Source organism: Chryseobacterium geocarposphaerae (genome assembly GCF_002797535.1).
Lineage (GTDB): Bacteria > Bacteroidota > Bacteroidia > Flavobacteriales > Weeksellaceae > Chryseobacterium > Chryseobacterium geocarposphaerae.
Window position 1 is genome coordinate 2,184,454 of record NZ_PGFD01000001.1, and the last position, 14,042, is coordinate 2,198,495.

Below are 14,042 nucleotides of genomic sequence, written 5' to 3' on the forward strand. Positions count from 1 at the left end.
TCTATTGCTGTTAAAGTAAATCCTCACCATGTTTCGTTGAGAATGATATTTAGTTTTGATTTTAATTCAACAGTCTTTATCATAGATAAACAAAGTTTATCTTTGCACTATGAAATCATTGAAAGTAGTTTTTTTAGGCACTCCTGAGTTTGCGAAGACTTCATTGGAGGCCATTCATCAATCACATCATGAAGTTGTTGGTGTTGTAACCGTTGCTGATAAAGCGAGCGGGCGCGGACAGAAAATCAGCCAGTCTCCGGTAAAAGTTTTTGCCGTAGAAAATAACCTTCCCGTTTTTCAGCCTGAAAAATTGAGAAATCCTGAGTTTTTAGAAGAATTAAGAAAGCTTGATGCTGATGTTTTTGTAGTAGTAGCTTTCAGGATGATGCCAAAAGTTCTTTTTGAAATGCCTAAAATAGGCACCTTTAATTTACATGCTTCCTTACTTCCCGATTATAGGGGCGCTGCTCCCATTAATTACGCGGTTATTAACGGTGAAGAAAAAACCGGAGCAACCACATTTTTTATCAATGAAAAAATTGACGAAGGAAATATTTTATTACAGGAAGAACTAGCTATTTTACCTGATGAAAATGCAGGAAGCCTTCATGACAGATTGATGGAAATGGGTTCAAAACTAGTCGTGAAAACATTGGACGGATTAGCAGAAAACTCCATTATTGAAAAACCTCAACCTAATGTAGAGCATCCGAAAAATGCTTATAAAATCTTTAAAGAAGACACCAAAATCGACTGGAGTAAAACGTCAAAAGAAGTTCATCAGTTTATTTTAGGAATGTCTCCTTATCCTGCCGCTTTTACAATATTAAAAATCGGAGAAGAGGAAAAGGGATTAAAAATATTCGGTGGTAAATTTGAACTTTCCAGTCACAATCAGCCTGCAGCAAGCTTAGCTATTTCCAAAAATGATTTTAAGATTTATACAAAAGACGGGATTTATTTTCCTTTAGAATTACAGTTGGAAGGAAAAAAAAGAATGAATGTAAAAGATTTTCTGAATGGTTTCAGAAATTTCGACGAAATAAAAATGGCTTGATTTTATCAAGCCATTTTTTTTGTGAAATGTCAATAAGTCAATTTGCTTCGCGAGTGAATTTTAAAATCGAATCAATAAATTGACAACGAAGTTAATTCACAATTGACTTTTGACCATTAAAGCTGAACCATCTCCGTCACCTCAACATCATATCCTCCAACCTGAGGTTTGATATTAGGATTTTGAGTGATTACTTTAAACTTATTAATTCCAAGATTCTTTAATATTTGGGTCCCGATTCCGTAATCTCTGTAATTATAGGCCAATGTAGGATGCTGTTCCTGACCGTCCTGATAATTTAAGAACTGTTGTAATTTTCTCAATGTATTTTCAGAATTCGAAACGTTATTGATGAAAATAATTGCTCCTTTTCCAGCTTCATTCACCATATTGGTTACTTTCTGCAATAGAGGTTTTTCACCGTTATTTAGTCTTGTCAAGACATCAAAATAAGAATCAGAAGACTGAACTCTTACCAGAACAGGTTCATCAACAGTCCAGGAGCCTTTTGTTAAAGCAAAATGGATCTGATCATTTGAAGTTTCCCTGAAAGCAAAGAAATCAAAATCTCCATAAGCGGTTTTCACTTTTCTTTCCTCCAATCTTTCGATCAGATTTCCTTTTTTAAGCTGATAATGAATCAGATCTTCAATAGAAACGATTTTCATGTCATGCTTTTGAGCAAAAATGTGTAAATCCGGTAGACGCGCCATTGAGCCGTCTTCATTCATGATCTCACAGATTACACCACCTTCCTTCAATCCAGCCAAATGAGTAAGATCAATTGCCGCTTCAGTATGTCCTGCTCTTTTCAGAACACCTCCTTTTCTTGCACGGAGCGGGAAAATGTGTCCGGGTCTCATGAAATCTGTAGGCTTGGACTTTTCATCCATCAAAGCTAAAATGGTTTTCGCTCTGTCACCTGCAGAAATTCCCGTAGAAGTTCCGTTTCCAAGAAGGTCAACCGATACGGTAAAGGCAGTTTCTTTCGGATCGCTGCTTCTGCTTACCATCACTTCCAATCCAAGTTCATCACATCTCTTTTCAGGAAGCGGCATACAGATCAGTCCTCTTCCGTGAAGAGCCATGAAATTTATGATTTCCGGTGTTGTTAATTCAGCAGCACAAAGAAAATCACCTTCATTTTCTCTGTCTTCATCATCTACTACTATGATTATTTTACCATTTTTAAGGTCTTCAATAGCCTCTGGAATAGTATTTAATTTAATATCAGACATTTTTACTTTTTAAATTTATGCAAAGATACTCATAAAAAAAGGCATCTTCCAATTAATCTTAAGCTTTGAATATCGTGTTTTTAGCATTTCTGAAAATATGATAAGACTCCAGTCTTTTCTGATGGTTGTAGATATGGGAATTGATCATTAATTCATCCACATTGAATTTTTCCTGGAAGCTTATAAGCTTTTCTTCAATTTCTTTTTGATCCCCAATCAAGGTATATTTTAATTTCTGTAAAACCATTGATTTTTCCATAGCAGACCAGATTTCATCCATATCGTCAACAGGCGGAGCAAAAGGTTTTCTGTCGTTTCTTACAATATTAATGAAAGCTTGGAACAAAGTTGTTGATATTTTATGAGCTTCCTCGGAAGTTTCAGCTGCAATCCCATTAACACAGGCAATAATATAAGGTTGATCTAAATATTTTGAAGGTTCAAAATTCTGTCTGTAGATATTGAAAGCCATTTCCATTTGCTCAGGGGCAAAATGTCCGGCAAAAGCATACGGAAGCCCTAATTCTGCTGCTAAAAATGCGCTGTCTGTGCTTGAGCCTAAAATATATAACGGAATATCCAATCCTTCTCCCGGAATTGCACGAACTAAGGCATCCCGATTTTCCTTAGAAAAATATTTTTGCAGTTCCAGAATCTGTCTTGGAAACTGCTGATTAATAATTGCAGGATTTCTTCCCAACGCCTGAGCAGTCAATCCGTCTGTTCCGGGAGCTCTTCCCAGTCCAAGATCGATTCTTCCGGGGAAAAGTGATTCCAATGTACCGAATTGTTCTGCAATCACCAATGAGCTGTGATTCGGAAGCATAATTCCACCAGATCCTACTCTTATTTTTTTAGTTCCGTTCGCAATAAAACCAATGAGAACGGAAGTTGCAGAACTCGCAATACTTTCCATATTATGATGTTCTGCAAGCCAGAATCTTTTATAATCTAAATTCTCAGTATACTTGGCTAAAGACAAACTGTCCTGAAAAGTATCATGAATACTTTTTTCCTGCTTTACAGGAGCAAGATCAAGAACCGACATTTCAAAATTTTTCATATCGAGGTATTTATTTAAAAGAGATGTGGAATCTCCTTCGTCCATTTCATAATTTATTAAAAAAATCAAGCAAATTTAAAACTAATAAATTGCATTAGTTACTTTTTGTAATTGATAGGATTGATCGACTAGTTCAGGAAAAAACTATTGGAAGAGTTTATTGTTATGATGATATTATCTTATAGTTTAAAAATAATTTATTAAAAATTCATAAACAATATTCACTCTATGTGGAATAATTTGTAATTTTAATGTCATATTCATAATGTAAAAATTATGATAAAACCGACTAACCGTTAAACAAAATCATTAAAAACCCGTATGCGAATGAAATAATAAAAAATAAAACAAACCCAAAACTAGAATCATGAATAATGAAAAATTTAACACGCTTGAGCTTCTTCAAACGAAGTTCAGATATCCGTTCCCTACCCTAAAGAATCCTCATGCTGATCAACTACAGGAGATCACAGAAACCCAATGGATTGATGGAGAATATTTGTGGCTCTTCGAAAACAATCCTGACCTACGGAAAAAGTACAAAAAAACAAAAACAGCACATATCGCAGCGCAGTGGTTTCCCACAGCATCCGTTGAAAGGTTCAGGCCTATTTGCCGATTGATGTTATGGACTCTATACAATGATGATCTTTATGAAGAGAGTGAACCGGAAAACATTCAATACATCCGCGACCAATCTCTTGCAATTCTGCACGGAGAAATTACCGCTGAAGATTCCGGAATACCGCTTGGCAAAATGCTGGCTTCTTTAAGACAAGAATTACTGCTGTTCATTCCAGAAGTATCTCTTTCCCGTTTTACCGAAATGATTGAAAAATATTTCAACGGCTTGGAAAGAGAGCTGAAATTGAAAAGAGACAAAATTTATCCATCGGTAACGGAATGTATTGCTTTACGTGAAGACTCTATCTGCCTTTATCCTTTCTTACAACTTGTAGAGGTAGAAACCGGGATCATTTTACCACAAGAAATTCATGACCACCCTGTCATCCGTCGTTTGCAGGCATTGGCTTGCCACTTGGTAACTTTTTTTAATGAAGTTCAGTCGGTCGCAAAAGATGAAGCAACAGACAGTGTTTACTACAATATTGTAAAGGTAATCCAGAATGAGCATAAAATAACTTTGGAAGAGGCCTGTATGGAAAACCTGCGTTTGCATAATCAGGATTTGAAAGAATTTGTCGAATTACAAGCATCTCTTCCTGATTTTGGAATTTGGCATGAAGCGGTTGTCAACTGGGTACATTATATGAGTATGGTGCTAAGTGGCTGGAAAAGTATATCTACAAAATTAGCCCGCTACACAGCTGCAGATTTCCCGGAAGCTAATGAACTGAAAGACAAACTAAAACAAATGTAATAATAGCGTATTTATAGAAATGGGGATTCAATGAAAACCCAATCCCTGTTTATCTTTATGTATTAATCTATCTGATTATTATTAAAAACTAAAAAAATGAAACAACAAGACGTTCCTGTTTTACAATACCCTTGGCCTTATGAAATTGGCCCTTTTTCTCAATCCTTTTATGAAGAGCAAAATAAATGGATCGATGATGATTACCAATTCATGTCTGAAGCCACAAGAACAAAATACAAAAAACACGGTCTGGTAGAAGCAGCCTCTTACATGTTTCCGGCAGCTTCCACAAAAGAACAACTAAGACCCATAGCAAGATTTATGGTATGGCTTACTTTATATGATGATTATTATGAGGTTTGTCCGGTTAATAAACTTGCTGATATCCGTGACCATATTATGGACATTATGATGGGCGCTCAACCTAAACCTGATGATATTGGACTGATGAGACAGGTAGCTTTAAGCAGACAAGAATTTCTTCCTTATGCCAATGATAATTGGTTTGAACGTTGGACAAAAAATTTTTATGATTACACCACTTACGGAATTATGGAAGAAACACCGTATAAGCTAAAAAAAGAATTTCCTACTTTACAAAATCTTTTGCTTATCCGTGAATATTCAATTTCTATGTATCCGTATGGAGATCCGGTGGAGCCAGCCATCAATTATATTGTTCCGAATACAATATCAGAACATCCAGTGATCAAACGATTAAAAATGTTGATGTGCCGTGCTATGGCTATCCAAAATGATTTTGCTTCGATTGAAAAAGAATTAGCAGTAGAAACCGAAACTTTAAATATTATTTTAGTGATTAAAAACCAATACAAGGTTTCGTTGGAAGAGGCTGTCTCAGAAGCAATGCGTATTCATGATAATTATATAAAAGAATTTGTGGAACTAGAGAATAATCTACCTGATTTTGGGCCAGAGCAGAAAAACATACAGCGTTTTGTTCATAATATGGCTTTAATGATCTCCGGATTAGGAGCATGGTATCACAAAGGAAGCTCTACCCGATACAAAACACCGGGGGAATTTCCAAAGCCTGAATATGGATTGTCTTTGTAGTAAATGATTACCAATAAAGTACGTATATAAAAAACACGGATTCAATTAAAACCGAATCCGTGTTTATTTTATACATTCCAGTATTTGATTATTACCTAAATTATGAAATAATTAATGTCAAATATATCTATTGTTTATTGCTTCGCTTTTTCTTTCAAATAAGTAAAATGATTAATTAAAATCCTGATTTCGTTAAATTCAAAATTACTCGGCAAGGCGTTTTTCCATTCTGTCAAAGTTTCTTTTGGATCTTTATAGAAAACATCTTCAAAGGCTTTGATTTTATCGGAAGTAATGACTCTTGAAATATCTAGCAATCCTTGCTCGGCAAATTTTGCTAAATGACCGATCACCGTCTCTTTTACCAATCCTCTTTCCAAAGCAATTTCTGAAATAGTTTTCCCTTGCTCAAACAACTGAAAAGTAAGAACCTGGGACGGAACTTTTGCAATTTTCATGCTGACTTCCTTATCATTTTTCTCATCAAGAAGTTTAGTATCCAGTAAATGAATTTCTTTTAAACTGTTCAGATATTCTTCTACATCTTCCAGCCAGTTTTTAAATTCTTCATTATATTGTTTTAGTCCTTTTACGCCTTTTATTTCAGCATAAAATTCTTTCAACGGATTAAAAACTTTATCTCTGATCTCGGTAAAGAAGAAATTAACCGCACCTTTGGTTTTACTTTCAATCTCCGACCACTCTTCCTTCTGTTCAATAAAATTATTGACCTTCTGAGAAATAACTCTTTCTAATTTTTCGAAGATTTTTCCAAGGTTAACAATTTCGTGTTTTAGCTGAAGGTATAATTGATTGGTCTTTACCTTATCAATACTTTTGGTAGAAATTGATAATTTATTCCACTCCTCCACTTCATTCAGCAACCATTGAGAATCTACAGCACGAAGAACTTTCCTGATGCTGTAATCGTATTTTTCCTGATTTAGAATTGCTTCTACATTATCATTCGCATAAGTTTCACCCTGGAATTTCAGGATTCGGTTGTCTTTAAAAATAACTTCAGGCGTAATTTTCGATTTTAAAACAATTCCTTCCAGTGTTCGGCAACGCGATAATGCTACATACACCTGTCCTGCTGTAAAACTTTTCCCAGCATCAATAATGACTTTATCAAAAGTTAATCCCTGGCTTTTATGTATCGTAACTGCCCAAGCCAGCTTTATCGGAAACTGTTCGAAACTTCCCAGGACCTCTTCCTTAATATTCTTATCCGTATCCAGGAAATATTTTTTCTGTTCCCAGACTTCTCTTTTTACGGTAATTTCTCTTTCGCTCCCTTCTAAAACAACTTTAATTTCGTTTTCATCCAGTCCGGAAATCTCACCCAATTTCCCATTGAAATATTTCTTTTCTCCCGAAATATCATTACGGATAAACATAATCTGAGCTCCGATTTTAAGCTCTAAAAACTGTTCGTTGGGAAACTGGTTTTCTTTGAATTCTCCAAAAAGTTTGGCTTCATAGGTTCTGGTGTCAACTTTTATCTCCGCTAATTTTTCCTGATTAATTTCATCCGCCATTTTGTTGTGCGAACATAAGTAAACGTAAGATTCTTTTCCCATATCAAAATCGGGATCATATCTTTCATTCAAATGATCAAAATCAATATTGGCAACATCACCATCGCGGATTGCATTTAAAATTTTCAGAAACTCTTCATCAGACTGACGGTATACTTTCGTCAACTCAATCGTAATTAATGGGATTTCCTTAATCGCTAAGCTGTCAAAAAAGAAAGGAGAATTATAACACATTTTCAAAATATGCTCATCCCTCACTACCGGCGGAAGCTGATATAGATCACCAATGAACAACATTTGCACTCCACCAAAACGCTGATTATTTCTTCGGATAAATCTCAATGAAAAATCCATCATATCCAACACATCAGCACGAAGCATCGAAACCTCATCAATAATGATGACTTCAACTTCTCTTAAGAGCTTAAGTTTATCCTTGCGGTATTTAAAATGAGGCATCAGATCGGCAATATTATTTGCCAAACTCGTATCAATTCTTTCCGTAGTTGGTAAAAAGGTCCTCAACGGCAACCCAAACATCGAATGGATAGTAACGCCTCCCGCATTGATTGCTGCAATTCCTGTAGGTGCAATTACAATATGTTTCTTGCGTGTCCGCTTTACGAAATCATTGAGGAAAGTTGTCTTTCCCGTTCCCGCTTTCCCTGTTAAAAATACGCTTCGGTTGGTATGCTCTATTAAGTCAAAAAAATGATTGTTCATCGTTGTCAAAATTACGGAAAATGTCGTTAAGGCATAAACTTTGATTCTAGTTAAAAAAAATTTTATGAAAAATAAACTGTTAAAAATATCTTCCGTTTTATTTTGCCTGTCTCTTTTTGCAGTATCATGCAAAACGGTTGTTAATGATGATTCTACCTTACCTAAAGACATCTCTGAAAGACCTGCCGATGAAAACAGCCAAAAATATGATCAGGCCAGATTAGATAAAATAAAATCAACTATTGAAGAGGAAATCGCAAAAGAAGAATGCACCAATGCTGCAGACTGGGCATTTTCACCCATCGGATCAAAAGCCTGTGGCGGACCCGTTTCTTACATCGCTTATCCTAAAAAAATGGAAAACGAAATTCTCCCTAAAATTAAAAGCTACACCAGTATTATGTCTGAATATAATAAAAAATACAACATTACTTCAGACTGTATGATGCCTGCAGAGCCTACCGGAGTGAAATGTGAAAACGGAAAAGCGGTTTTAGTATATTAATAAAGTAACGCTTAAAAAAAGCTCTCCTGATTTATACCAAGAGAGCTTTTTATTACTTTTGAAGTTCATTCTTATCCTTCAACGTGCTTTACATTTTCTTTATACCAGGAAGAATATTTCACATAATTATCCGCAATCCTGTTGACTTCCCCCTCTAATAACTGTGCATTAATATCCTTAATTTTTCTTGCAGGAACACCTCCCCAAACTTCTCCTGATTTAATATGCGTTCCCTGCGTTACTACAGAACCTGCACCCACAATAGAATTTTCTTCAACCAGGCAATCATCCATCACGATAGCCCCCATTCCGATTAAAACATTGTCATGAATAGTACATCCGTGAACAATCGCATTATGACCAATGGACACATTGTTTCCTATATTTAAAGGATGCTTCTGATAAGTACAATGTAACATTGCATTATCCTGAACATTCACTTTATCACCCATTTTGATATAGTGAACATCTCCTCGAATCACCGCATTATACCAGATACTGCAGTCTTTCCCCATCGTAACATTACCAATAATGGTCGCTGTTTCAGCCAAAAAAGTATTTTCGCCTATTTGTGGTGCTTTACCTAAAAGTTCTTTTATAAGTGCCATATTTTTTAATTTGAAAATTTGATAATGAGCTGATTTGAAATTAAATTTTATCTCTCATAATTTAAAATGATACCGATAGCGAAAATCTAACTCCAGCTTCTGACTTCTAATTTCTAATTCCGTATTTTTGTATCTCAAATTTAACGAAAAAATGCATACTATCCTTATAGAACCAACCGAAAACCCGAAAGTGATGAAATTTGTAGCAGACTACAACCTGATTCCGGGATCTTTAGAGTTGGACAGAGATTCAGATATTTCAGAAATTCCTTTAGCACAGGAACTTTTCAACTATCCGTTTGTAGAAAGAATTTTCATTACGGCGAATTTTGTAGCGGTTGCAAAACAAGATACCGTAGAATGGGAACATGTAGCTGAAAGCCTGAAAAATGTAGTAGAAGATGAGTTGCTGGCCAACCCGAGAATTTATCTTCAGAAGAAAAAAGAAATGTATCAGATCTATGCTGAAATGACCCCAAACCCGAATGTGATGAAGTTCGTTTCCAGCAAATTATTACTGGATGGTTTTGTTGAAGTAAAATCAAGAGATGAGGCTGAAGGAGTTCCTTTGGCTCAGGGAATTTTTAAAGAATTCGATTTTGCTACGGAAGTTTTTATTTCTGATAATTTCGTAGCAGTAACGAGAGATAATTCTGTTGAATGGCATCAGGTAATGATGGCTGTTCGCGGTTTCATTGCCGAATATCTTCAAAACGGAGGTGAAATTTCCAGTATTGAAGCTCAGAAGCACGAAAACCCTGTTGAGAAAATCATCAACAGAGAATATACAGACGATGAACAAAAAATTTCCGATATCCTGAACGAATATGTTGCACCTGCAGTAGAAAATGACGGCGGAAAAATCTCTTTGATGGAATACGATCAGGAACATAAAACTGCAAAGATGCTTCTTCAGGGAGCCTGTTCAGGATGTCCAAGTTCCACAGCTACTCTGAAAAACGGAATCGAAAATATTCTAAAGCAATTTGTACCCGATTTAGTAGAAAAAGTAGAAGCTGTAAACGGATAAAACATAAGTAATCAGTAAAAATAATAAGCAATAAAAATTACTCATTACCAGTTACTCATTATTTATATTTTATGAAAGGAATTTTATTAGTCAATCTGGGATCACCAAAATCTACGGCCGTAAATGATGTAAAGGAATATCTTGATGAATTCCTGATGGATGAAAGAGTGATAGACTATCGTTGGATTTTCCGTGCACTTTTGGTTCGTGGAATTATTCTAAAGACAAGACCTGCAAATTCTGCAGAAGCTTACAAAACCGTTTGGACGGATGAAGGATCTCCACTGATTGTCATTACAGAAAAAATTCAGAAAAAACTTCAGAAACTTGTGGATGTTCCGGTAGAAATCGGAATGCGATATGCCGAACCAAGTATTGAAACAGGAATCAGAAAATTAACCGAGAAAGGCGTTTCCGAAATTGTACTTTTCCCACTGTATCCGCAATATGCGATGAGTACAACGGAAACAGTAATTGAAAAAGCTGAGGAAGTAAGAAAAGCCAAGTTTCCGAACGTAAAGATCAATTATATTCAGCCTTTTTATGATAGAGACATCTATATCAATTGTCTGGCGGAAAGCATCAAGGAAAAACTTCCTGAAAACTTCGATGCTCTTCAATTCTCTTATCACGGAGTTCCGGAAAGGCATATTTATAAAACCGATCCTACCAAAACGTGCAATTTAAACGATTGCTGTTCGAGAGAGAGTAATCCGAGTCATAAATTCTGCTACCGTCACCAATGTTTTACAACAACCAATCTGGTGATTGAAAAACTCAATTTGCCTAAAGAAAAAACAATTGTCTCTTTCCAGTCCAGATTAGGAAAAGATAAATGGATCGAGCCTTATACGGATGAAACCCTGGAAACTATTCCGAAAAAAGGAGTAAAAAATCTGGCCATTGTTTGTCCGGCTTTCGTTTCTGACTGCCTGGAAACTTTAGAAGAAATTTCTGTAGAAGGGAAAGAACAGTTTTTACACGGAGGAGGGGAAAATTTCCATTACATCCCATGCCTGAATGACGAAGACCGATGGATTGAAGTGGTAAAAACACTTTGCGAAGAGAAACTCAATGAATTTTATCTGGTTTAAAAAATAGTAACCTCCATTTGCGGAGGTTATTTTTTTAATATATTTTTTAAACACCCCCTTATTTTTTTTAAAAAAATTCCAATAAATTATATTTTATTTCAAAATACCCCTATTATTTTAAAATAAAAATACAAAATTTAATTATTTTTCTTACCTTTACCCCATCAAAAGAACATCATTAACCCTAAAAATTAAAAATGATGAATGCAACTGCCGAAATTTTAAAAACAAAGATCGAAAGCTTCAGCCCCGAAACTCTGGAAGCATTTGCTAAAATGGTAGAGAGTTTTGAAATCAACAACAGACCTGCAATTCCTCAATTTCAATTGGACGAAGTGCTGTACAGAATTCAGTTTCATAACGAAAACCCGGCTACAAAACTTGATTTTTACAAAAATATATCTGAATTGAAAAAGAATTGTGCATAAAATGAACGTCCTCCTCTCTTCTATTGCCAAAAACGATATAAGACTTCTTATGCGGGTATTCAATGCGGAAAAAGAAAATATGGGAATGGACTTTCTTGAAGATTTGAAAGTAACTATCGGTGAGATCCTACAAAACAAAAAAAACCATGAAACAAGACATAACGAAATCACCGTTAATACCATGCAGAATTTCCCTGTGAATATTCATTATATATTTGAAGATCATGAAAATCTACTGGTAACTGCTATTTTTAAAATATAAAAAGAATTCCTAAACTATTATTATATGTGAACCCTTACAGAAACATCTATAAGGGTTTTTATTTATATTCTAATCTGTTTTATTATTTTATCGTACAGGTGTTCTAAATTCTCCATACCCCATCAAACCGTCATAATTTCTGCCAAAAGGAGCATAATATAAAAAGCCCTGGTAAAGGTTCTCCGTCTGCCAGAAATTCCCGTTAATTTCTCCCAAATTTAAAACTCCGTTAGCATCTTTCGTTGCCAGGATATAATTATAGAAACCCTGCTTCAGATATATTTTTGCTACATATTTTTTAGTAGCCTCATCATATTGCATCTGATATTCTTTAGAAGGTTTAAAACCGTTGAAACCGCCTAAAACATAAAGTTCCTTATCCATAGGATCCGAATCTATTGAAAAATACACCCACGAATAATCTGCTTCTCTCTCCGCGTTTCTTTCAATTCCTAAATCACTCCTTCTGTAATACCAAGCTCCGTTTACATCTGGCTGATACTGGTAATTCAGAGGATAAGCCCAAACCGGGTGAAGATAAGTATTGTTCACTCCGTCTTTCACTTCGGTTGCACGAACCATATCTGCAGCCATATTCATGTTCTTATTATCAAAATAATAAAACTCATTATTTCCAGGAAAGGCAATATTTAATTGTTGAAAAAGCAGTTTATTTCCTAAAGTAGTACTCGGTTTTAAATTTTTAATAACCATATCAGGATTATTATTCTGCATTACATTCATGCTCACAGAGTTGACGTTGGAAGTAATATCCCCTCCTTTTGAAATTACCTGTACTTCTACCCTTTGGTTGAGATTCGGATTTTTATCTACAAATCTTGAAACATCAAGTGCCACATTGGCATTATCTTCCACCACATAGAATCTTCTTTTAAAAAGAGGCTTCTCAGCAGAATCTTTATAAACGATCAATTCAAAATTACCAGAAATTTTTGGCTGTATTTTATCGTTGGGAAATATCAGTTTATAGTGGGTATAAGCCTGTAATGTATTAAATGAATACTGGAAGTTATCCAAAAGTCCATTTAGGCTTCCATTCGCAAATTCAGTAAAGAAAAGATTGTCATCTTCCCAGTTTCTGTCATAATGCTTAATGGTGTACCTGTAAATCTGATTAGTATTGGCAAGATCATCAAAACTTAAAACCAGCGTCTCATTCATTTTGATTACCGGTGTCTCATCGTTGGTTTGAGGATTAAAAAGCTGAATACTCTGGATATTTTGTCCAAACATCAGTCCGCTCAAAGAAAATAAAAGTAATTGCAAAGTTTTCATTATGACGAAGATAACGAAAAATACCCATTTTCTACATAATATCGTATTTTTGAAAAAAAATTCAATTATGCTTCACATTCAGAGATTCGTATTCAATTTTGCAAGCGAAAACACGTATATCCTTTATAACGATCATAAAAATGCATGGATTATTGATCCGGGAAACATGAATGAGCAGGAAACTTATGCTATCAGGAATTTTATCACTAAAAACAAGTTAAATATCCAGAAGATCCTTTTAACACATGCTCACATCGATCATGTTTTAGGATTGCAATGGGCTTTTGACACCTATAAAGTTCCTGTTATTTTACATACAGAAGATCAGGAAGTATTGGATATGCTTTCATCAAGCGGGGCAAGATTCGGATTTCAGGTCTCTCCCGTTAAAGTTGAAACTACTTATATTAATGAAGGAGATGAACTTGATCTGGATGGGGAAAAATTCAAAATTTATCATGTTCCGGGACATTCTCCGGGAAGCTTGGTTTACCATAACGAGGCAAGAAAATTCATGATTTCCGGAGATGTTCTTTTTGAAGGAAGCATTGGAAGAACAGATTTATACAAAGGAAATTATGAGCAACTAATTAATGGCATCAAAACAAAGCTTTTCATTCTTGATGATGAAACCCAGGTTTTTTCCGGTCATGGAAATGCTACAACAATAGGATTTGAAAAACAACACAATCCTTTCTTAAAATAAGCGTTGATGATTTGGGAAAGTAAGTATCTATAA

Annotated in this window: 14 protein-coding genes; 9 read left to right on the forward strand and 5 right to left on the reverse strand. The window is 35.1% G+C overall.

Annotation, left to right across the window (positions count from 1 at the left end; all coding sequences use genetic code 11):
- The first annotated feature begins 109 nt into the window (after nt 1-109).
- A complete protein-coding gene (fmt, locus tag CLV73_RS09760) occupies nt 110-1,057 on the forward strand; it encodes a methionyl-tRNA formyltransferase (RefSeq protein ID WP_100376635.1) in 948 nt (315 codons plus the stop codon).
- Nucleotides 1,058-1,173: 116 nt separating this feature from the next.
- Here the strand turns inward: fmt and ribB are convergent, their stop codons facing one another.
- Nucleotides 1,174-2,295, reverse strand: a complete 1,122-nt coding sequence (gene ribB / locus CLV73_RS09765) for a 3,4-dihydroxy-2-butanone-4-phosphate synthase (protein WP_100376636.1) — start codon at nt 2,293-2,295, stop codon at nt 1,174-1,176.
- A 58-nt stretch (nt 2,296-2,353) separates the two neighbouring features.
- Nucleotides 2,354-3,358 (reverse strand): LLM class flavin-dependent oxidoreductase, encoded by a 1,005-nt coding sequence (locus CLV73_RS09770; RefSeq protein ID WP_100377034.1) that lies wholly within the window; start codon nt 3,356-3,358, stop codon nt 2,354-2,356.
- 622 nt (nt 3,359-3,980) lie between these two features.
- Here CLV73_RS09770 and CLV73_RS09775 point away from each other — a divergent pair.
- Complete coding sequence (locus tag CLV73_RS09775) at nt 3,981-4,739, forward strand: terpene synthase family protein (RefSeq protein ID WP_157798776.1); 759 nt, start codon at nt 3,981-3,983, stop codon at nt 4,737-4,739.
- A 96-nt stretch (nt 4,740-4,835) separates the two neighbouring features.
- Nucleotides 4,836-5,816, forward strand: coding sequence for a terpene synthase family protein (locus CLV73_RS09780; RefSeq protein ID WP_100376638.1), 981 nt, complete (start codon nt 4,836-4,838; stop codon nt 5,814-5,816).
- Nucleotides 5,817-5,950: 134 nt separating this feature from the next.
- On the opposite strand, the gene CLV73_RS09785 is transcribed toward CLV73_RS09780, so the two are convergent.
- Entirely contained in the window at nt 5,951-8,080 is a 2,130-nt protein-coding gene (locus tag CLV73_RS09785) for a helix-turn-helix domain-containing protein (RefSeq protein WP_100377035.1), read from the reverse strand.
- A 64-nt stretch (nt 8,081-8,144) separates the two neighbouring features.
- Here CLV73_RS09785 and CLV73_RS09790 point away from each other — a divergent pair, with 64 nt between their 5' ends.
- On the forward strand, nt 8,145-8,585 hold the full coding sequence (locus CLV73_RS09790; protein WP_100376639.1) for a hypothetical protein: 441 nt from the start codon (nt 8,145-8,147) through the stop codon (nt 8,583-8,585).
- Nucleotides 8,586-8,656: 71 nt separating this feature from the next.
- On the opposite strand, the gene CLV73_RS09795 is transcribed toward CLV73_RS09790, so the two are convergent.
- On the reverse strand, nt 8,657-9,193 hold the full coding sequence (locus CLV73_RS09795; RefSeq protein ID WP_100376640.1) for a gamma carbonic anhydrase family protein: 537 nt from the start codon (nt 9,191-9,193) through the stop codon (nt 8,657-8,659).
- Nucleotides 9,194-9,344: 151 nt separating this feature from the next.
- Between CLV73_RS09795 and CLV73_RS09800 the strand changes: the two genes are divergently transcribed.
- From CLV73_RS09800 to CLV73_RS09815, 4 genes are all read left to right on the forward strand, one after another.
- Entirely contained in the window at nt 9,345-10,223 is an 879-nt protein-coding gene (locus CLV73_RS09800) for a NifU family protein (protein WP_100376641.1), read from the forward strand.
- A gap of 71 nt (nt 10,224-10,294) precedes the next feature.
- Nucleotides 10,295-11,317 (forward strand): ferrochelatase, encoded by a 1,023-nt coding sequence (gene hemH, locus CLV73_RS09805; protein WP_100376642.1) that lies wholly within the window; start codon nt 10,295-10,297, stop codon nt 11,315-11,317.
- Nucleotides 11,318-11,514: 197 nt separating this feature from the next.
- A complete protein-coding gene (locus CLV73_RS09810) occupies nt 11,515-11,745 on the forward strand; it encodes a hypothetical protein (RefSeq protein ID WP_157798777.1) in 231 nt (76 codons plus the stop codon).
- A 1-nt stretch (nt 11,746) separates the two neighbouring features.
- Nucleotides 11,747-12,007, forward strand: a complete 261-nt coding sequence (locus CLV73_RS09815) for a hypothetical protein (protein WP_100376644.1) — start codon at nt 11,747-11,749, stop codon at nt 12,005-12,007.
- An 87-nt stretch (nt 12,008-12,094) separates the two neighbouring features.
- On the opposite strand, the gene CLV73_RS09820 is transcribed toward CLV73_RS09815, so the two are convergent.
- A complete protein-coding gene (locus CLV73_RS09820; protein ID WP_185116766.1) occupies nt 12,095-13,303 on the reverse strand; it encodes a type IX secretion system plug protein in 1,209 nt (402 codons plus the stop codon).
- 67 nt (nt 13,304-13,370) lie between these two features.
- Between CLV73_RS09820 and CLV73_RS09825 the strand changes: the two genes are divergently transcribed.
- Nucleotides 13,371-14,009 (forward strand): MBL fold metallo-hydrolase, encoded by a 639-nt coding sequence (locus CLV73_RS09825; protein ID WP_100377036.1) that lies wholly within the window; start codon nt 13,371-13,373, stop codon nt 14,007-14,009.
- The last annotated feature ends 33 nt before the right edge of the window (nt 14,010-14,042 follow it).